Source organism: Paenibacillus sp. sgz302164 (assembly GCF_056120505.1).
In genome coordinates this window covers 168,790-186,898 of record NZ_JBVYOL010000012.1, presented here as the reverse complement: position 1 = coordinate 186,898, position 18,109 = coordinate 168,790, and the positions used below count along the sequence as shown (strand labels likewise).

The following is an 18,109-nucleotide window of genomic DNA, read 5'->3' as shown; positions in this document are numbered from 1 at the left end:
CGTATGGCCAGAGTAAGAGTAGGACGTGTAGGCGAGCAAATCAAGAAAGAGCTCAGCCAAATTATACAATCCGAATTGAAGGATCCGCGTATCGGATTTTTGACGGTAACCGGCGTAGAAGTTACGAACGATTTATCCCTTGCGCGCGTGTTCCTGAGCGTTATGGGAACCGACGAGCAGAAGGAAGCCACGCTCAAAGCGTTGGCCTCCGGCACCGGGTATATCCGTTCGGAGCTCGGCAAGCGAATTCGTTTGCGCAAAATTCCCGAACTTCAATTCAAGTTTGACAGCTCCATTGACTATGGAAGCCGCATCGACCAACTGCTGCACAAGCTCAACGAGGAAGGAAATCCGAACTTATGACGAGCGGAATGAACCATGCACCCGAGTACAGGCAGCAGCTTGATGCCGCTGCAAAGTTTATCGAGCAGCATGACGATTTCCTGGTGGTATCCCATATCCAGCCGGATGGGGATGCCGCCGGCTCTACATATGTGACAGGGTGGATGCTGCAGCAGCTTGGGAAATGTTTCACAATGATCAACGAAGGTCCCATGCCATCCAAATTCGCTTATTTGTGGGGAAGCGATAGGGTGCTGGACTTCGGCAAGGAGCGTCCGGCCCGCAGTTTTCAAACGATCATAAGCGTAGATTGTGCTGATTTTTCCAGAATAGGCAAGATCAGCACTCTTTTTGACGATCAGGCGGAACTGCTCAACATTGACCATCATCCTACGAACGACAAATTCGGGAAGTGTCATTTGATCAAGGATGACGCAGCGGCTACCGTGCAAATTTTGTACGATCTGGCATTGCATATGAACCTCAAGCCCGCTCTGGCGTTTGGGGAATGCATTTATACGGGACTCTTGACCGATACGGGAGGTTTCCGCTATTCGAACACAACGCCGGAGGTGCTGCAAATAGGCGCTTCTTTGTTGGCGCTAGGGGTGAAGGGCGCGGACATCGCCGAGCAGGTGCTCGAGCGGTTGACATTTGCCCAGATCGAACTGCTGCAAAAGGCGCTTCCGACGCTTTCGTTTGCTTGCGACCGCAAGCTGGCCTGGCTTGCCGTTTCGCTTGAGGATCTCGAGTTAACCGGGGCTTCCGGCGAAGATCTCGACGGGCTGGTCAACTACCCGCGCAATGTGGAAGGCGTCGAGGTGGGGATGCTGTTCAAGGAAAAAGCCGCCGGTGTCATCAAAGTGAGTCTCCGTTCCGCAGGCAAAGTGGACGTAGCCCGCATCGCGCAAGCTTTGGGCGGCGGCGGCCATGTCCGGGCATCGGGCTGTACGATTCACGGAACGCTGGATGAAGCGGTGGCAACCATGATTCAGGAAGTAGGGACAGAACTGATATGACGTTAGAAGGCGTTTTGCCGGTATGGAAACCGAAAAACTTTACGTCGCACGACGTTGTCGCCAAAGCCAGGCGCCTGCTGGGCGTCAAGCGGATCGGCCATACGGGGACGCTGGACCCGGAGGTTACGGGTGTGCTGCCCTTATGCGTAGGACGAGCTACGCGGATGGTGGAATACATTCAGGATCTGCCGAAGGAATACGAGGCCGTGCTTCTGATCGGTCTGGCGACGGACACGGAGGATATGACGGGAACCGTCCTCGAAGAGGCCGGACAAGTCTCGCTTCGGGAGGACGAGATCCGCGCCGCTCTGGCGTCGTTCGTGGGGGAGATCGAACAGGTTCCTCCGATGTTTTCGGCCGTGAAAGTGGACGGAAAGAGGCTCTACGAACTGGCCCGCGAAGGCAAGGAAGTCGAGCGCAAGTCGCGAAAAGTAACGATTCACGGCATCGAGATTTTGCGCATCGATGCGGACGCGAAGCACCCTGAGATCCATTTTCGGGTAAGCTGCTCCAAGGGGACGTACATTCGCACATTGTGTGTCGATATCGGCAAGGCACTGGGCTATCCGGCGGTGATGAAAAGCTTGATCCGCACCTCAACTGGAAATATCCGCCAGGAGCAGTGTCTGACCTTTGAGCAGATCGAGCAGCTGAAGGCGGCGGGCACGCTGCAAGCAAAAATGATCCCCATGGATCAAGCAGTTTCGCATATTCCCGAAGTGCGGCTTTCAGCCAAGGAAGCGGAGCATGCGCTCCAGGGCAAACGAATCGCTTGCCAGGCCGGACGCATTCCGCATGTTCGCGCTTTGCAGCCGCTGCTCCGCGCTTATTCGCCGGACGGGCGTTTTCTGGGTTTATTTGAATGGAATAAAGGGGATCAAACGCTTGTTCCCGTAAAAATATTTTTATAATTTTCCGTATGATTCATGACCGGACGGGCTGAAATAGGCAGGTGAATTCAGTTTTTATGAAAATTATTCAGCTATCATATCCGATTGATCTGGAATCGGCTCCTCTCTGCGTCGGCAAGCAGGTACTCGCGATCGGTGATTTTGACGGCGTTCATTTGGGGCATAGGGAAGTGATCGGCCGCGCGATCCATACCGCAGAGCAGCTGAAACTTCCCGCTTCCATTATGACGTTCCATCCTCATCCCAGAGCCGTGATGGGCCAGGACAAATATGTCGAACTATTAACGCCGATGAGCAAGAAGATGGAAATTTTTGCTTCCCTTGGCGTGAATCATGTTTACATAGTCACTTTCGATGCTTCGCTCATGCGGTTGTCTCCCGAACATTTTGTGGACCGAGTTCTGCACGTGCTGGGCGTGGAAAGCGTCGTTTGCGGCTTTGATTTCACCTTCGGCTTTCAGGGGCGGGGGAATCCGGATTCGCTTTGCGAGCTGAGTCACGGCAAATTCGCCGTAGAAGTCGTTCGCCCTTTTCATATGGATGGAGAAAAAGTGAGCAGCACATCGGTGCGGGACGCCCTCCAGCAAGGCGACATCGGAACGGCCAGCAGGCTCCTGGGGCGTTATTACAGCCTGCGGGGCACAGTCGTAGACGGGTACAAGCGCGGGCGCACCATCGGATTTCCGACGGCCAATATTCGGCTGGAAGAGCCTTTTGTCATACCGGCCAACGGCGTATATGCGGTTAAAGCCCATGTTAAAGGGGAGCATTACAAAGGGGTTATGAATATCGGAGTAAAGCCCACTTTTGAAACCGGGGAGCTGAAACCGACTTTGGAGGCTCATTTGTTCGATTTTTCCGGTGATATTTACGGCGAGGAAGTTGCAGTCGAACTGGTCGCTTATCTCCGGCAGGAACGGAAATTCGCTTCGGTCGATGAATTGATTGCGCAAATCGGTCAAGATGCCGGGGCTGCGAAAGAAATATTCTCAGCCATTTTATAATCCAGGCATTTACATCTGCCTATTCGATATGATATACTGATGAACGTTGTCAAAGCGAAGCATCGTTTTGGCTGGAACCTTAGCTTGGAACCACGCTATCACCGGCGTTTTCTGGGCTACAGGGGATACTTTGAAACAGGAGGTGAACAAGGATGGCATTAACACAAGAGCGCAAAACTCAACTGATTCAAACTCACAAGGTACACGATACCGACACGGGTTCTCCAGAGGTACAAATCGCTATCCTTACGGAAAACATTGTTAACCTGACGGATCATCTGCGGACGCACAAGAAAGATCATCATTCCCGCCGCGGTTTGCTCAAAATGGTCGGACAACGCCGTAAGCTGCTGACATACCTGAAGAACAAAGATGTGAAACGTTACAGTGCTTTGATTGAAAAGCTCGGCTTGCGTCGATAAAAACCGACAACGAGAAGCAACCTGCCGCTCCATGGCTGGGCTCGATAAGAGCCGAGCGAAAGAGCGGCATAAGGTTGCTTTTTCTGTAGATAAGAAAGTATATGTTTTATACTTTTGCTTCGCATCTACCTTGATAAACGCGTTCGTCCCAGAAGGACGACGGAGTCGTTTATCCTTGTGTACACGGACAATGTGCGTTCCGGGACCGGGACCGGACAATCGGATGCACCATTGTTATTTTTAAAACCGTAAAAGAAGGAAATACTGGTGAGTATGCAGAAATAGAGGAAGACTCAACGTTAGGTACATATGTTAGGTACATATTTTCGGGCCTGACTCTGTTTTTGCGCACTGAAAAGCCAAACTTGAAGGAGGATATTATGGAGACAAGGGTACAAATGGACCTCGGCGGCAGACCGTTTATTCTGGAAACGGGCCGGCTCGCCAAACAGGCCAACGCCGCCGTTACCGCACGTTACGGCGATACGGTCGTGCTATGTACGGTTACGGCGTCCAGCGAGCCGAAGGATATCGATTTTTTCCCGTTAACCGTCAACTATGAAGAAAGATTATACTCCGTAGGCAAAATCCCTGGAGGATTCATCAAGCGGGAAGGACGCCCGAGCGAGAAAGCGATTTTGGCCAGCCGTCTGACTGACCGTCCGATCCGTCCGCTGTTTCCGGAAGGCTTCCGCAACGACGTACAGATCGTATCGATCGTCATGAGCGTCGATCAGGAATGCTCTCCCGAAATCGCGGCGATGATCGGTACGTCCGCTGCGCTGAGCATCTCTGACGTGCCGTTCAACGGTCCGATCGGCGGCGTTATCGTCGGCCGCGTCGACGGTCAATTCGTCATCAATCCGACGACGGAGCAAGCCGAGAAAAGCGACATTCACCTGACCGTCGCAGGAACCAAAGACGCGATCATGATGGTGGAAGCGGGCGCGAACGAAGTTCCGGAGGAAGTCATGCTGGAAGCGATTATGTTCGGCCATGACGAAATCCGCAAAATCGTTGCGGTCATTGAAGAGCTTACCGCACAGGCGGGCAAGCCGAAAATGGAAGTGAAGCTTCACACGGTCGATGCGGAAGTGAGCAAGGCTGTTCGCGACTTTGCGCAAGCGCGCCTCGTGGAAGCGATCAAAATTGCCGAGAAGCATGCCAGACAGGAAGCGATTGACGCCGTGAATGCCGACGCCGTCGAGCATTTCACTGGGGTATATGCGGAAACGCCGGACAGCATGGACGATGTGAAAGAAACGCTGTACGATATCGTCAAGGAAGAAGTACGCCGACTGATCACTCACGACAAAGTGAGACCTGACGGCCGCAAGCTCGAAGAAATTCGTCCGATCGAGTGCGACATCACGCTGCTGCCGCGCACACACGGCTCCGGACTGTTCACACGCGGACAAACGCAAGCATTAAGCATATGTACATTGGGCGCATTAGGCGATGTGCAAATTCTCGACGGTCTCGACCTGACGGAAACCAAACGGTTCATGCATCACTACAATTTCCCGCCGTTCAGCGTAGGGGAAGCCAGACCGCTTCGTCCGCCGGGCCGCAGAGAAATTGGTCACGGTGCGCTTGGCGAACGGGCTCTTGAGCCGATCATCCCGAATGAGACCGATTTCCCTTACACGATCCGTCTCGTATCGGAAGTGCTGGAATCAAACGGTTCGACGTCCCAGGCAAGTATTTGCGCCAGCACACTGGCATTAATGGATGCCGGAGTGCCGATTAAAGCTCCTGTAGCGGGTATCGCCATGGGTCTTATTAAAGACGGCGACCATTTCTCGATTTTGTCCGACATTCAAGGCATGGAAGACCACCTCGGGGACATGGACTTCAAAGTGGCCGGAACAGCCAAAGGCGTAACCGCGCTGCAAATGGATATCAAAATCGACGGCATCGACCGCAGCATTTTGCAGCAGTCTTTGGAGCAAGCCAAAGAAGGCCGCATGCACATTTTGAACAAAATGCTCGCGCGCATTGACGAGCCCAAGAAAGCTCTTTCGCCTTATGCTCCGAAAATCGTTACGATGCAGATCAATCCGGACAAAATCCGCGATGTCATCGGCGCAGGCGGTAAAATCATCAACAAGATTATTGAAGAAACCGGCGTGAAAATCGACATCGAGCAGGATGGCCGCGTATTTATCGCTTCTTCTAACCAAGAGATGAACGAGAAAGCCCGTTCGATCATCGAAGGCATCGTCCGCGAAGTCGTCGTCGGCGAAACTTATCTCGGTACGGTGAAACGCGTTGAAAAATTCGGCGCCTTCGTGGAAATTTTGCCAGGCAAGGAAGGGCTGGTGCACATTTCGCAGCTATCTACCGAGCGCGTGGCGAAAGTGGAAGATGTCGTGAATGTCGGCGATCAAATTACGGTAAAAGTGACCGAAATCGACCAGCAAGGCCGTGTCAATCTTTCCCGCAAAGCTACATTAACTTCGCAAGTCCCGGCTCAAACCTAAAGCCGTGTGACTTGCGCAGTCACAATTTCATATGCGCCAGGATAAAGAGTCAGATCAGTCTGTCTCTTTTTTGCTTTTTATCAGGGCTTTCTGCGCCGTTCTATTCTTGTCCTTGCAGGCATAAGCTCAGGACATAGGGTAGAGGAGGACAAGAGAATGGTCAACAAAAAATGGCTGCTGCTCGGAAGCTTCTTTCTGGCGATGTTGACCGGTATCGAAGCTGTCCCAAGCATAGACGCCTTCATAGATGCTGTAAAATCCGGCTCTAAGCCTTATGCAGCGGCTGGCCGTACGAACAGCCCGGCTTCCGCCCAAACGTTTGATCCGGTCCGGGAGCAGCCCGGTCATCTGCTTGAGACGATCAAAGTCGAAGCGGAGAAACGCAAAATCTCGCCCATTGACGCCAAATTGGACCGCGTCTGGAAAGCGATACCCGGCTACAACGGTTTGGAGGTCGACGTCGAGGAGACGCTCAAGCTAGCCGAGCACCGGCTGACTCCGGGAACAATCCATTATGTGATGAAAGAGACGCCTCCCAACGTACAATTGAACGATTTGGGGCCGAATCCGATATATAAAGGCAATCCCAAGAAACCGATGGTTTCTTTTATGATCAATGTCGCCTGGGGCAACGAATACTTGGACAGCATGCTGGCGACGCTCCGGAAAGAGAACGTGCACGCGACTTTTTTTCTCGACGGCATGTGGCTGAGCAAAAACGCGGAGCTGGCAAAGCAAATTTTAAACGAAGGACACGAGCTGTCCAATCACGCATATTCCCACAAGGATATGAGGACGGTTAGCCGGGCCAAAGCAGCGGAAGAGATCGGCAAGACGGAGGAACTGCTGAAACGGCTGGGTGTCGAAAACAAGCTGTTTGCACCGCCGTCCGGTTATTTTAACGAAGAGACCGTTCAGGTTGCCGCCGAATACAAGCTCAAAACGATATTGTGGACGTTCGATACGATTGATTGGAAAAATCCGGGGGCGGATCGCATCATCCAGCGGCTGAATCAAAATGTGGAGCCGGGCTCGCTTATTTTGATGCATCCGACGGCGTCTTCCAGCGAAGCGCTTGCCGGGATGATCCGCACCATTAAAAATAAAGGACTTACTTTGGGGACGGTAAGCGAGCTCATTTCCCCGAGCCGGGTTCCCGAACCGAATCTGCAAAGTTGAGTCGATGGAACATTTTTGTTAGACTAAGTAAGTATAATTGGGGGAGCAGCATTTTAGGCGTTTCATTCGAGGAGGAACATTGGTGATCAACTACCGCTTACATAACGGGTTAAGAGTAGTTATGGAACAAATCCCGACGTGCCGTTCGGTATCGTTCGGAATTTGGGTCAAGACAGGCTCACGCAACGAAAAGCCGGACAATAACGGCATTTCGCATTTTATCGAACATATGCTCTTTAAAGGCACGGAACGCCATTCCGCCAAAGACATCGCCGAAATTTTCGACGGCATCGGCGGGAATGTGAACGCGTTCACTTCCAAAGAATACACTTGCTATTACTGCAAAGTGCTGGACGATCATCTGCCGTTGGCTATGGACGTTCTTGCCGATATGTTTTTCCATTCGACTTTTGACGAGACCGAACTGGAGAAAGAGAAGAACGTCATCTTCGAGGAAATTTCGATGTATGAAGACACGCCGGACGATCTGGTCCATGATTTGCTCGCTAAAGCGGCGTACGGCTCCCATTCGCTCGGCTACACGATTCTTGGAACGCAGGACAATTTGTCCGCAATGAAGCCCGACGACCTGCGCCGCTACATGAAGCAGTACTACAACACGGAAAATACCGTGATCAGCATCGCCGGCAACATCGACGACAGCGCGCGCGAATTAATCGAGCGGCATTTTGGAAGCTTTACTCAAACCGGCCAAGAAACCGGCTACGATGCTCCCGACTTTTTGAGCGAGCTTGTTTTTCACGAAAAGAAAACCGAGCAAAATCACATTTGCCTCTCGCTCCCGGGGTTATCCTTGCAGGAGGAAAACTTGTATCCGATCGTTTTGCTGAACAACGCTATCGGCGGGGGAATGAGCTCGAGGCTGTTTCAAGAGATTCGCGAGAAGCGCGGACTGGCGTATTCCGTCTATTCCTATCATTCTTCCCATATCGACAGCGGCATGTTTACCATTTACACGGGAACGGCCCCCAAGCAGACCGAAGAAGTGCTTAAAGTGACTTTGGAGCTGCTGCACGACATCGCCGTAAACGGAATCACGGACTCCGAGCTGAAAAAAGGCAAGGAACAGCTGAAGGGCAGCTTGATCCTAAGTCTGGAAAGCACGGGAAGCCGCATGAACCGGCTGGGCAAAAACGAGCTGATGACCGGCAAGCATTACAGCCTGGACGAAATGATCCGGCGCATCGAGAGCGTACAGATGGATCATGTCCGGGAACTGACGAAAACGTTGTTCGCCACGCCGTTCGCTTTGTCCATGGTCGGGCATTCCGATGCCGCGCTGAAAGAGTTTAGGAGGGATCAGCTTGTCAATTCCTGATTTTGACGTACAAATCAAGCGGCTCCCCGGTCATGAAGACATCGAGCTGCCGCGCAAAATGTCCGCCGCCGCCAGCGGCTTCGACCTGCACGCCGCCGTGAGCGAGCCCGTCGTGCTGCAGCCCGGCGAGCGCCTGCTCATACCGACCGGCTTTGCGCTCAGCATGCCGCCCGAGCTGGAGGCGCAAATCCGCCCGCGCAGCGGCCTTGCGTACAAGCACGGCATCACTTCGCTGAATTCGCCGGGCACGATCGACGCCGACTACCGCGGCGAAATCAAGGTGCTCCTGATCAACCACGGGCAGGAGCCGTTCACGATTCAGCGCGGGGAGCGGATCGCGCAAATGGTGTTCCAGCTCGTCCCGCAGATCCGGCTCACCGAGGTCGAGGAATTGACCGAGACCGAGCGCGGCTCGGGCGGGTTCGGGCATACGGGACGCTAACGGCGAAGCCGGCGCGTTCCGGTATAAAGCGGCTGTCCTCGTCAGCCGCAACGATCTGACGCCATCCAACCACTGTATCAAGCGGTTGGATGGCGTCTTTTTTCAATTGTGCCGGCTCCGGGGCGCGAAAGCGAAAGCCCACAAAAGCTCTCATGAGGTCGCGAACGTCACCCCACATGGTGAAATAACTCAGGTCTGCCGTGTTCTATTTTCGTAATGCAGTTTTTGCTCAACGGATGGGCTGGCCGCGCGGCTCTCAGCGCGCGGTGTTGCGCTGCATGACGGCGATTGGTCGACCGCAGCGAAATATTCCTGCAATTTCACGGGTTGCCCAGAACCAACACTCCAGAGCCGCGGTCGCACAATCTACTTGATTACGCGAAGAAAACCTGCAAAAGTGCAGTTTTTTGCCCGCGGATACGCTGCCGTCGAAAAATTCCTGCAAATGTACAGGCTTTTCGCCGCGAACAGGGGCCTAGGTTCATTTTCATCGAAAATTCCTGTATAATCGCAGGCTTTTCGCCAAGATGAACCACTTTTACGGAAAAAACCTGCACTTTCGCAGGTTTTCTCCTTGCCAAGCCGCCTCGTGCTCCCACTTCAGCGCCACAACCCTTGCAGGAGAGCGTGGGTTGGGGAAGAGCGACCGCACCCCCTCCGATTCCACTAGCCCCTCACTCTATCCACAATCCGATTTTGCACGTTTTCTACACGTTGATAGAGATGCGCCTCTACAATGTACGTTTTTCTCAACGGTCTACAATTGTGCGAGTTTTTCCGCGGGTAAATGAGCTCAAGCTCTTTTATCGGGAGTTTCTGCATAATCCGGGCTGTTGAGAAACCCACTTTTATGGCCTAAATATCCCTCTCAAATCGGTTTAAATCAATTTTTCCTCTTCGTGATGAGAGCCTCCCTACACGATTTTCTCAACAGCCGGACAATCGCACGTTTTTTCTCGTAATGGCCGCATGCACAGAAAAAAACCGCACTTTAACCGCAGTAGAGCTGATTACTTTCTTGCTGTGGAGTGACGGCTACGGCGTCGTGAGAGTTTTTGCAGGTTTTACACGCGTAGGCGAAAAGCCTGCGATTGTGTAAGAATTTCAATGTGCGGGAAGTACGGCAAAGCCCGGTGAAACGCTTGACGAAACTCCTTGCGACAAGTAACGCATCCTTAGGCGTAAGCATATTATAACTTATCGTAACGACCGAGAAAGGGGTGTAAGCGGGAATGCTTACTGGTATTTCGGTTGCTTTCATGGGCGGCGACGCCCGGCAGCTAGAAGTGATTCAGAAATTTACCGAGCTTGACGCCGCGGTTACTTTAATCGGCTTCGACAACTTGGGACGGCAATTCAGCGGAGTGACCAACGCCAGGCTTCGTCCGTCACTGTTTGAAACGATCGATGTACTGATACTGCCTGCCGTCGGTACAGACGATTCGGGACAAGTGGAGTCCATCTTTTCCAGTGAAGAATTGATTTTGACCGATGATCATATGACCGCTCTGCCAAGACATGCCAAAGTATATACGGGTATGGCCAAAGGTTATTTAAAGAAGCTTTGCGCGGCACACGGTATCGGATTGATTGAATTGTTTGACCGGGATGACGTTGCCATTTATAACTCGATTCCGACGGCCGAAGGCGCCCTCATGATGGCCATTCAAAATACGGATATTACGATTCACGGTTCCGTATGCATGGTTCTGGGCTTTGGCCGCACGGGTTTTACGATGGCAAGAACGCTGCAGGGACTAGGTGCGACAGTCAAAATCGGCGTGCGCAAGGCGGAGCATTTTGCGAGAGCGTGGGAGATGGGATTTCAGCCCTTCTATACGAGGGAGTTGTACTTGGAAGTGGCCAATATTGACTTGCTTTTTAACACAATTCCGACTATGATAGTCACAGCGCAAGTTATTACCAATATCCCGCATCGCGCGGTGATCATCGATTTGGCCTCCAAGCCCGGCGGAACGGACTTCCGGTTTGCCGAGAGACGGGGGATCAAAGCGATGCTCGCACCCGGACTGCCTGGCATTGTCGCACCGAAAACAGCTGGCCGCATCATGGCGAACACGCTAAGCCAACTGATTGAGGAAGACTTCAAAGACAGGAGCGATGTGAAATGAATTGGGCGGGGAAAACGGTCGGCTATGCTTTAACCGGCTCTCATTGTACGCTGGAGGAAGTTATGCCGCAGATTAAGAGATTCGTAGATGCGGGAGCTCGCGTAGTCCCCATCGTATCGAATTCGGTCTTGACAACGGATACGCGTTTTGGCAAATCGGCGGATTGGCAGCGGCAATTGAAGGAAATCACAGGCAGCGAGATTATATCCTCGATCGTCGAAGCCGAGCCTCTAGGGCCTTCCAAGCTGCTTGACGTCATGGTCATTGCGCCTTGCACAGGCAACACGACAAGCAAGCTTGCCAATGCGATGACGGAAAGCCCTGTGCTCATGGCGGCCAAAGCTCAAATGAGAAACCAGCGCCCGCTTGTCCTGGCCATTTCCACGAATGACGGGCTTGGTCTTAATGCGATGAACATCGCAAAGCTTCTGATTACGAAAAATATTTACTTCGTCCCTTTCGGTCAGGACGCTCCCGGAGCGAAGCCCAATTCGTTAGTAGCCAGAATGGATCTCATCATGGAAGCCTGCGAATCCGCATTGGAAGGCAAGCAGCTGCAGCCAATGATCATTGAGAGATTTCTATATCAATAAATATATATTCTTCACAGGGGAGAGGACAGGACATGTCGAACCAGAAATTATTTAACGTTGCAGTAGTCGGCGCTACCGGTGCCGTCGGAGAACAAATTATCCGTCTATTGGAAGAGCGAAATTTCCCCATTAAGGAATTGAAGCTGTTGTCATCCGCCAGATCCGCAGGCGTCAAGCTTGCTTTTAAAGGTCAGGAAATCACGGTTCAGGAAGCGGCTCCCGAAAGTTTTCAAGGGGTCGATATTGCCTTGTTCAGCGCCGGAGGGGACGTCTCCAAGGCGCTGATTCCGCATGCCGTTCAGGCCGGCACGATCTGTATCGACAATACGAGCGCGTACCGTATGGACCCGGAAACTCCGCTCGTCGTGCCCGAGGTGAACGTTGACAAAATCAACGAACACAAAGGCATTATTGCCAATCCGAACTGCTCGACGATTCAAATGGTGGCGGCACTCAAGCCGCTGTATGACCGTTTCGGCATTTCGCGTATTATCGTTTCGACCTATCAAGCCGTTTCCGGCGCAGGCGCCAAAGCGATCAACGAAATGCTGAGACAGTCCAAGGAAGTTCTTGAAGGAAGAGCGGCGAATCCCGACATTTTGCCGGTTGGTTCTTTACCGGTGAAGCACCAAATCGCCTTCAATGCGATTCCGCAAATCGACAAATTTTTGGACAACGGCTTTACGAACGAAGAGATGAAGATGATTTTGGAAACGAAAAAAATTATGGGCGACGAGTCCCTTGAAGTGACGGCTACATGCGTGCGCATTCCGGTCGTTTACGGCCACTCCGAATCCGTCTATGTCGAGTTGAAAGATGACTTCGATATCGAGGAAGTGAAGAGCTTGCTGGCCGACGCCCCCGGCATCGTTCTTGTCGACAATCCGGCCGAACAGCAGTATCCGCTCGCAACGGACGCGGCAGGCAAGCTGGAGACCTTCGTAGGCCGCGTGCGCCGCGACTTGAGCAATCCGAGAGGCCTCAACCTCTGGATCGTCTCCGACAACCTGCTCAAAGGCGCTGCCTGGAATGCCGTGCAAATTGCTGAATATATTGCTATAGAACAATAATCGCACCAGCTGCTTGATTTATGCAGATGGACATGAATATGGGGGAAACTCATGCGAATCCTTGTGCAAAAATTTGGAGGTACTTCGCTTTCCACCGCTCAAGCCAGAGAACATGTCATCGGACACATTCAAGACGCATTAGCAGACAGCTATAAATTAGTCGTAGTCGTTTCCGCGATGGGAAGAATAGGCGAGCCCTACGCCACGGACACCCTCCTTGATCTGGTACGCCAGAACGGGGAAGGGACTCCGGCCAGGGAGCTCGATTTGCTGATGAGCTGCGGGGAATTGATATCCGCAGTCCATTTGTGCAGCTTGCTGCAAGCCAGAGGAATCCGTTCCACGGTTCTGACAGGCGGGCAAGCCGGGATTCAGACGAACGATGTGCACGGCAACGCGCAGATCGTATCCGTTCAACCGAACCGGATTGTCGAACATCTGGAGCAGGGCTTCGTTGTCATCGTTGCCGGCTTCCAGGGCAAAACCGGCCAAGGCGAATTGACAACGCTCGGCCGCGGGGGCAGCGATACGTCCGCCACGGCGCTGGGAGCTGCTCTCAAGGCTGAAATTGTCGATATTTTTACCGATGTCAAAGGGATTTTGACGGCGGACCCGAGAATCGTGGAAGATGCGAAGCCGCTCGTAAGAGTCAGCTTTGCGGAAATATGCAACATGGCGCACAACGGCGCCAAAGTGATTCACCCCCGCGCCGTGGAAGTGGCGATGCAGGCGAATATCCCGATTCGCGTCCGTTCGACATTTTCCAAAGAAGAAGGGACGCTCGTGGCGGCAGTGGACAATGCGGCGCATGAGGACAGCAAAGTGGATGACCGCTTTGTGACAGGCATCGCGCAGTTTACGAATATTACGCAAATTCAGGTCGCCGCTGTAGACGGGCAATTTGATTTGCAGCTCAAAGTATTCAAAACGATGGCGCAAAATCAGATTAGCGTCGATTTTATCAATGTGAACCCTTCGGGGGTTGTCTATACCGTTTTTGATCAAGAAGCGGAGCGGGCCGTCAAGCTGCTGCGAAGCCAAGGCTATGAACCGAGAGCGTTAAGCGGCTGCGCCAAAGTTTCCGTCATCGGCGGAGGCATGAACGGCGTGCCGGGCATTATGGCCCGTATCGTAGAGGCGTTGACCGAAGAAGATATCCGTATTTTGCAATCGGCCGATTCCAATACGACAATCTGGGTGCTTGTGCAGGGCGACGATATGAGAAAAGCGGTGAGAGCGCTTCATCATAAGTTTTATTTGAACATGTAAATCGTTACACGTAGGAGGCATAATACGGTGGATTTCGGAAGATTAATTACAGCGATGGTAACTCCGTTCGACGAGAATTTAGAAGTCAACTGGAGCCAGGTAGAGCCACTGATCGACTATTTGATCGAGGAGCAGCATTCGGATAGCCTCGTCATTTGCGGAACGACGGGGGAGTCGCCGACATTGACGGAAGAGGAGAAGCTGCGCTTGATCGAAGCATCCGTCCGTTACGCCAGAGGACGCTGCAAAATTATCGCAGGTACAGGCAGTAATGACACAGCGCATACGATCCATCTGTCCCAAAAGGTTGAAAAGCTCAGAGTCGACGCTTTGCTCGTCGTAGCTCCTTACTATAACCGTCCTTCGCAGGAAGGGCTGTATCAGCACTTCAAAGCGGTTGCCGAGTCCGTGGAGCTTCCGGTCATACTCTATAACGTGCCAGGGCGCACGGGAGTGAATATAGATGCGGATACGACGATCCGGCTTTCGCAAATACCGAATATCGTAGCGACCAAAGATTGCGCCGGCACGGATCAGCTTACGCGTATCGTGAGCGGAGCGGCGTCCGGTTTTACGGTCTATACCGGCGACGACAGCAACGGGCTGCCCGCTCTGGCCGTCGGATGTCATGGAATTATCAGCGTGGCCAGTCATGTGATTGGAAAAGACATGCAATCTATGATAAAGTATTATTTGGAAGGCAACATACAGCAAGCGGCGGAGCTGCATCGCAAGCTTCATCCTGTATTTACAGGTATATTCCGTGTTCCGAGTCCTGCTCCGATCAAGCATGCTTTGGCTTTGAAAGGAATGCATACAGGTGGAGTCAGACTGCCGCTAGTAAACGTATCCGAGCAAGAAGGACAATTCATCCAATCTCTTTTTGAATGATAACGCCTAAAGGATCGGTGCTTCCAGCATCGGTTTTCTTTTTTTGGGGACACTAGCGCTTAAAGGATAGCGACTTGTAATTGCTGTTTTTCTTCATGTATAATGGTGGCAAGTGACTGGTTCGGTTTCTCATTTAAAATTCGTCGTCCAATCTTAGAAGGAGGTATATTCTTGTCCAAAAAAAATAATGACAAACTTTTGATCTTCGCTCTTGGCGGCGTGGGCGAAATCGGAAAAAATATGTACTGCGTGCAGTATGCGAATGATATTGTAGTGATTGATAGCGGTTTGAAGTTCCCTGAAGAGGACATGCTCGGCATTGACATTGTCATACCTGATATCGGCTATTTAACGGAAAACCGTGATAAAGTTCGAGGGATTATTATCACTCACGGACACGAGGATCACATCGGAGGCTTGCCGTATGTGCTTAAGCATCTGAATGTGCCTGTGTACGCTACGAAGCTGACACTCGGACTGATTGAAGCAAAGTTGAAGGAAGCTAACTTACTTGGGGAGACCAAACGCATTTTAATCAATTCGGATACGGTTCTTCCGCTGGGTACGATCACGGCCTCATTCTTCAAGACAAACCATAGTATCCCGGATTCCGTCGGGGTTGCCCTGGATACGCCGGAAGGCGTAGTCGTTCATACAGGCGACTTCAAATTCGATCAAACGCCGGTCAATGATCAATATGCAGATTTGCACCGTATGGCGGAGATCGGGAAAAAGGGCGTACTGGCTTTGCTTTCAGACAGTACGAATTCAGAAAAGCCGGGTTACACAGGTTCCGAGAAAAGTGTCGGCGTGGAAATCGAAGAGGTTTTCCGCAAAGCGAAGCAAAGAGTCGTGATTGCAACGTTCGCTTCCAACATTCATCGCGTTCAGCAAGTATTCGATGCCGCTGCGGCGACAAACCGCAAAGTAACGGTAATCGGACGAAGCATGGTGAACGTCGTATCGATTGCCAGCGAGCTCGGTTATTTACACATACCGGACGGTATGCTGATCGAGCCTGAGGAAGTGAATAAGCTTGCCGCCGACCGGGTCGTTATCCTTTCGACGGGAAGCCAGGGCGAGCCGATGTCCGCGTTAACGCGGATGGCGCGTTCCACGCATCGCAAAGTCGATATTTTACCGGGAGATACGGTCATTATCGCGGCGACTCCGATTCCGGGCAATGAGCGTTATGTCGGCCGTACGGTAGATGAACTGTTCCGCATTGGCGCGAATGTCATTTACGGTCCGGGTTCTGTAACGGGAGTTCACGTATCAGGCCACGGCAGCCAAGAAGAGCTGAAGCTGATGCTGAATTTAATGAAACCGAAATATTTCATTCCGATCCACGGTGAATACCGCATGCTGCGCCAGCACGGTTTGCTTGCAGAGTCCGTCGGCATTGACAAAGACGATATTTTCATTTGCGATATTGGAGATACGGTTGAAGTTCAGAACGGAGTTGCCCGCAAAGGCTCCAAAGTACAAAGCGGCAACATTTTGATTGACGGTTTAGGTGTAGGAGATGTAGGCAACATCGTGCTTCGCGACCGGAAGCTGCTGTCTCAGGACGGGATCCTGGTCGTAGTGGTAACGCTCAGCAAGCAGGATGGCACCATACTTTCCGGCCCGGATATCATATCCAGAGGGTTCGTGTATGTCCGTGAATCCGAAGGTCTGTTGGAAGAAGCCAATCGAATCGTAACAAATACATTAACGAAGTTAATGAATGAAAATGTAAATGAATGGGCATCGTTAAAAACAAATGTTAAAGATGCGCTAGGACGTTTTTTATATGAGCAAACCAGAAGAAGACCGATGATTCTTCCGATTATTATGGAAGTCTAGTCTTCAACTAGTCACTTGAACCTATGCAAATAATGACGAGCTCTCCCCGATTGCGGGGAGAGCTTTTTCATTCGCCAGACAATGTGCAAATGAATGAAAGAGCTCCTGACTATTCATACTAGGGAAGATTATGAAAAGGGAGGAACGCATATGGGAACATCGGAACAGTCAAAGGAAACGGGCACGACAGAGGAAATCAAAAAAAATGAAGCGCTTGAAAACATTCAGCAGTTGGGACAGACGAACACGCCATCGGGCGAGTCCAACATTTTTTGTTTGACCATTATCGGTCAAGTAGAGGGGCATGTCGTGCTGCCGCCGCAAAACAAAACGACCAAGTACGAGCATATTATTCCGCAGTTGGTGGCGGCCGAGCAGAATCCGAAAATAGAAGGGGTATTGATTATTTTAAACACCGTTGGCGGTGACGTGGAGGCCGGACTGGCGATTGCGGAAATGATATCGACCTTGTCGAAACCGACGGTGACGCTCGTGCTCGGCGGAGGGCACAGCATCGGGGTGCCGATCGCCGTATCCGCCAATCATTCGATCATTGCCGAGACGGCTACGATGACGATTCATCCGATCCGTTTGAACGGGCTTGTTATCGGCGTTCCGCAAACATTTGAATATTTGGATAAAATGCAGGAGCGCGTCGTTCGCTTCGTAACGAAGCATTCCAATGTGACGGACGAGAAATTTAAAGAGCTGATGTTCAAAACCGGCGAACTGACGCGCGATATTGGTACCACGGTTATCGGCCCCGACGCCGTCAAATACGGGCTGATTGACAGAGTCGGCGGCGTGGGAGAAGCGATTCAAGAGCTGAATCAGCAAATTGAGCAAAGGAAATCACAGCTGCATGGAGGTATGGTACAATGATACATTATTCGGTCATACCGATGGATGTGATTTTTCAAGGGATCGAATCTTACGAGCCAGAATATGTGGAGATTCAGCATCAGGGGATTACGCTGCAGGTCGAGCCGATGAACGGGAAGCAAGCCCGCATCGTCCGGCTGCACAGCGGCAATCCGCAGGATTATTTGAACGTGCGTTATGCGCCGGGAACCGTCATCCCGTACGTACCGGGCTTTGGCGAAGACGAAGCGGCCAAGTAAACGCTATCCGATCTGGCAGTATCTCCCCCTAGCAAACTATGGTA

17 protein-coding genes are annotated in these 18,109 nt (G+C 51.9%); all 17 read left to right on the top strand.

Annotation, left to right across the window (positions count from 1 at the left end; translation table 11 throughout):
- Positions 1 to 3 precede the first annotated feature (3 nt).
- The 17 genes from rbfA (at position 4) to AC0LWT_RS20745 (ending at position 18,065) form a co-directional block, all read left to right on the top strand.
- A complete protein-coding gene (rbfA, locus tag AC0LWT_RS20825) occupies positions 4 to 363 on the top strand; it encodes a 30S ribosome-binding factor RbfA (protein ID WP_474683184.1) in 360 nt (119 codons plus the stop codon).
- The gene (locus AC0LWT_RS20820) at positions 360 to 1,361 is read left to right on the top strand and encodes a DHH family phosphoesterase (protein WP_474683183.1); all 1,002 of its coding nucleotides are present in this window, start codon (positions 360 to 362) and stop codon (positions 1,359 to 1,361) included. Before rbfA ends, AC0LWT_RS20820 begins: the two co-directional genes overlap by 4 nt.
- Positions 1,358 to 2,272 carry a tRNA pseudouridine(55) synthase TruB gene (gene truB / locus AC0LWT_RS20815; RefSeq protein ID WP_474683182.1) on the top strand — a complete coding sequence of 305 codons (915 nt, stop codon included), beginning with the start codon at positions 1,358 to 1,360 and terminating at the stop codon, positions 2,270 to 2,272. The genes AC0LWT_RS20820 and truB overlap by 4 nt, the downstream gene beginning before the upstream one ends.
- Positions 2,273 to 2,328: 56 nt before the next feature.
- Positions 2,329 to 3,276: a bifunctional riboflavin kinase/FAD synthetase gene (locus AC0LWT_RS20810; RefSeq protein WP_474683181.1), complete on the top strand. Its 948-nt coding sequence runs from the start codon at positions 2,329 to 2,331 to the stop codon at positions 3,274 to 3,276.
- A gap of 152 nt (positions 3,277 to 3,428) precedes the next feature.
- Positions 3,429 to 3,698: a 30S ribosomal protein S15 gene (gene rpsO / locus AC0LWT_RS20805; protein WP_474683180.1), complete on the top strand. Its 270-nt coding sequence runs from the start codon at positions 3,429 to 3,431 to the stop codon at positions 3,696 to 3,698.
- A gap of 380 nt (positions 3,699 to 4,078) precedes the next feature.
- Positions 4,079 to 6,181: a polyribonucleotide nucleotidyltransferase gene (pnp, locus tag AC0LWT_RS20800; RefSeq protein WP_474683179.1), complete on the top strand. Its 2,103-nt coding sequence runs from the start codon at positions 4,079 to 4,081 to the stop codon at positions 6,179 to 6,181.
- Between the two features lie 156 nt (positions 6,182 to 6,337).
- A complete protein-coding gene (locus AC0LWT_RS20795) occupies positions 6,338 to 7,360 on the top strand; it encodes a polysaccharide deacetylase family protein (protein WP_474683178.1) in 1,023 nt (340 codons plus the stop codon).
- A gap of 82 nt (positions 7,361 to 7,442) precedes the next feature.
- On the top strand, positions 7,443 to 8,699 hold the full coding sequence (locus AC0LWT_RS20790; RefSeq protein WP_474683177.1) for a M16 family metallopeptidase: 1,257 nt from the start codon (positions 7,443 to 7,445) through the stop codon (positions 8,697 to 8,699).
- Positions 8,686 to 9,141, top strand: a complete 456-nt coding sequence (gene dut, locus AC0LWT_RS20785; RefSeq protein WP_474683176.1) for a dUTP diphosphatase — start codon at positions 8,686 to 8,688, stop codon at positions 9,139 to 9,141. Before AC0LWT_RS20790 ends, dut begins: the two co-directional genes overlap by 14 nt.
- Positions 9,142 to 10,373: 1,232 nt before the next feature.
- Positions 10,374 to 11,273 carry a dipicolinate synthase subunit DpsA gene (gene dpsA, locus AC0LWT_RS20780; RefSeq protein ID WP_474683175.1) on the top strand — a complete coding sequence of 300 codons (900 nt, stop codon included), beginning with the start codon at positions 10,374 to 10,376 and terminating at the stop codon, positions 11,271 to 11,273.
- On the top strand, positions 11,270 to 11,866 hold the full coding sequence (locus AC0LWT_RS20775; protein WP_474683174.1) for a dipicolinate synthase subunit B: 597 nt from the start codon (positions 11,270 to 11,272) through the stop codon (positions 11,864 to 11,866). The genes dpsA and AC0LWT_RS20775 overlap by 4 nt, the downstream gene beginning before the upstream one ends.
- 32 nt (positions 11,867 to 11,898) lie before the next feature.
- Positions 11,899 to 12,936 carry an aspartate-semialdehyde dehydrogenase gene (locus AC0LWT_RS20770; protein ID WP_474683173.1) on the top strand — a complete coding sequence of 346 codons (1,038 nt, stop codon included), beginning with the start codon at positions 11,899 to 11,901 and terminating at the stop codon, positions 12,934 to 12,936.
- A gap of 51 nt (positions 12,937 to 12,987) precedes the next feature.
- Complete coding sequence (gene dapG / locus AC0LWT_RS20765; RefSeq protein ID WP_474683172.1) at positions 12,988 to 14,205, top strand: aspartate kinase; 1,218 nt, start codon at positions 12,988 to 12,990, stop codon at positions 14,203 to 14,205.
- A 27-nt stretch (positions 14,206 to 14,232) separates the two neighbouring features.
- On the top strand, positions 14,233 to 15,096 hold the full coding sequence (gene dapA, locus AC0LWT_RS20760) for a 4-hydroxy-tetrahydrodipicolinate synthase (RefSeq protein ID WP_474683171.1): 864 nt from the start codon (positions 14,233 to 14,235) through the stop codon (positions 15,094 to 15,096).
- A gap of 171 nt (positions 15,097 to 15,267) precedes the next feature.
- Positions 15,268 to 16,944 carry a ribonuclease J gene (locus tag AC0LWT_RS20755; protein WP_474683170.1) on the top strand — a complete coding sequence of 559 codons (1,677 nt, stop codon included), beginning with the start codon at positions 15,268 to 15,270 and terminating at the stop codon, positions 16,942 to 16,944.
- Between the two features lie 150 nt (positions 16,945 to 17,094).
- Positions 17,095 to 17,826, top strand: a complete 732-nt coding sequence (locus tag AC0LWT_RS20750; RefSeq protein ID WP_474683169.1) for a ClpP family protease — start codon at positions 17,095 to 17,097, stop codon at positions 17,824 to 17,826.
- Positions 17,823 to 18,065, top strand: coding sequence for a YlzJ-like family protein (locus AC0LWT_RS20745; RefSeq protein ID WP_474683168.1), 243 nt, complete (start codon positions 17,823 to 17,825; stop codon positions 18,063 to 18,065). The genes AC0LWT_RS20750 and AC0LWT_RS20745 overlap by 4 nt, the downstream gene beginning before the upstream one ends.
- Positions 18,066 to 18,109 lie beyond the last annotated feature (44 nt).

Excerpts from the sequence above, each read along its gene's own strand:
- AC0LWT_RS20770 (WP_474683173.1), top strand. The coding sequence starts at position 11,899 with ATGTCGAACCAGAAATTATTTAACGTTGCAGTAGTCGGCGCTACCGGT.
- truB (WP_474683182.1), top strand. The coding sequence starts at position 1,358 with ATGACGTTAGAAGGCGTTTTGCCGGTATGGAAACCGAAAAACTTTACG.
- AC0LWT_RS20810 (WP_474683181.1), top strand. The coding sequence starts at position 2,329 with ATGAAAATTATTCAGCTATCATATCCGATTGATCTGGAATCGGCTCCT.
- AC0LWT_RS20795 (WP_474683178.1), top strand. The coding sequence starts at position 6,338 with ATGGTCAACAAAAAATGGCTGCTGCTCGGAAGCTTCTTTCTGGCGATG.
- pnp (WP_474683179.1), top strand. The coding sequence starts at position 4,079 with ATGGAGACAAGGGTACAAATGGACCTCGGCGGCAGACCGTTTATTCTG.
- dpsA (WP_474683175.1), top strand. The coding sequence starts at position 10,374 with ATGCTTACTGGTATTTCGGTTGCTTTCATGGGCGGCGACGCCCGGCAG.
- rbfA (WP_474683184.1), top strand. The coding sequence starts at position 4 with ATGGCCAGAGTAAGAGTAGGACGTGTAGGCGAGCAAATCAAGAAAGAG.
- AC0LWT_RS20745 (WP_474683168.1), top strand. The coding sequence starts at position 17,823 with ATGATACATTATTCGGTCATACCGATGGATGTGATTTTTCAAGGGATC.
- dapG (WP_474683172.1), top strand. The coding sequence starts at position 12,988 with ATGCGAATCCTTGTGCAAAAATTTGGAGGTACTTCGCTTTCCACCGCT.
- AC0LWT_RS20750 (WP_474683169.1), top strand. The coding sequence starts at position 17,095 with ATGGGAACATCGGAACAGTCAAAGGAAACGGGCACGACAGAGGAAATC.
- AC0LWT_RS20820 (WP_474683183.1), top strand. The coding sequence starts at position 360 with ATGACGAGCGGAATGAACCATGCACCCGAGTACAGGCAGCAGCTTGAT.
- AC0LWT_RS20775 (WP_474683174.1), top strand. The coding sequence starts at position 11,270 with ATGAATTGGGCGGGGAAAACGGTCGGCTATGCTTTAACCGGCTCTCAT.
- rpsO (WP_474683180.1), top strand. The coding sequence starts at position 3,429 with ATGGCATTAACACAAGAGCGCAAAACTCAACTGATTCAAACTCACAAG.